Source organism: Mesorhizobium sp. J18, from assembly GCF_007829525.1.
In the GTDB taxonomy this organism is placed as follows: Bacteria; Pseudomonadota; Alphaproteobacteria; order Rhizobiales; family Rhizobiaceae; genus VLJP01.
Genome location: NZ_VLJP01000091.1, coordinates 1 through 1,323 on the forward strand (window position 1 = coordinate 1; position 1,323 = coordinate 1,323).

1 protein-coding gene is annotated in these 1,323 nt (G+C 66.0%); it reads left to right on the top strand.

Annotation, left to right across the window (positions count from 1 at the left end; translation table 11 throughout):
• Nucleotides 1-12 precede the first annotated feature (12 nt).
• Nucleotides 13-1,323, top strand: a 1,311-nt coding sequence (locus tag L598_RS21275) for a recombinase family protein (RefSeq protein ID WP_144866137.1), incomplete at its 3' end; no start/stop codon positions are given.

Below are 1,323 nucleotides of genomic sequence, written 5' to 3' on the forward strand. Positions count from 1 at the left end.
GAGGGACGACCGATGAGCCGTCATCAGGAAGCCGTCGCGGTCGTTCCGCGCCGCCAGCGCTGCGCCATCTATACCCGAAAGTCGAGCGAGGAAGGGCTCGACATGGAGTTCAACAGCCTCGACGCCCAGCGCGAGGCTTGCGAGGCCTTCGTGACGAGCCAGAAGGCGGAAGGCTGGGCCACCATTCGCGAACGCTACGACGACGGCGGCTTCTCCGGTGGCACGCTGGAGCGCCCCAGCCTGAAGCGCCTCATTCAGGACGTCGAGGCCGGTCTGATCGATGTGATCGTGGTCTACAAGATCGACCGGCTGTCGCGCTCGCTGATGGATTTCGCCAAGCTGGTCGAGATCTTCGACCGCAATCAGGTGACCTTCGTTTCGGTCACGCAGTCGTTCAACACCACGACCTCGATGGGCCGCCTGACCCTGAACATCCTTCTCAGCTTCGCACAGTTCGAGCGGGAGGTGATCGGCGAGCGCATCCGCGACAAGGTCGCGGCATCCCGCAAGCGCGGCATGTGGATGGGCGGTCACGTCCCGCTGGGCTACGACGTGCGCGACCGCAAGCTGGTCGTCAACGAAGCGGAAGCCGCGACGGTCCGGATGATCTTCGAGCGCTTCGTCGCCATCGGCTCCGCCACGACGCTGGCGAAAGCGCTCGCGGCCGAGGGCGTTCTGAACAAGCGCGGCAAGCCGATCGACAAGGGCTTCCTCTACAAACTGATCAACAACCGGGTCTACCTCGGGGAGGCCGTGCACAAGGGCACGGCCTATCCCGGCGAGCACGAGGCCATCATCGATCAGGCCCTCTGGGACAAGGTTCACAGCATCCTGCAGGAGAGCCCGCGCCTGCGGGCGAAGAACACCCGCCGCCAGACGCCGGCCCTGCTGAAAGGGATCATCTTCACCGAGACGGGCACAGCGATGACGCCGACGGCGACGAAGAAGGGCACGCGCCTCTACCGCTACTACGCGTCGATGGACCTGATCCGAAACCGCCCGACCGGCGACGCCTCGGGTCCGCTGCGCTTGCCCGCCGGCATGGTCGAGGATGCCGTCGTCGGCGAAATCCGCCGCATGATCCGCGCACCCGAAGTCGCGGCGCGAACCTTAGAGGCTCTTCGCGACGAGAGCTCGACCGTCGATGAGAAGGCGGTCGTCCAGGCGCTCGGCGAGTTCGACCAGCTCTGGGCGGCGCTCTATCCGGCGGAGCAGACCCGCATCGTCCAGCTGCTGGTCGAACGGGTGACCGTCGGCGAAGACGGCATCGCCGTCGATTTGCGCCATGAGGGGCTGGGCTCGGTCCTGCGGGACATGATGGCC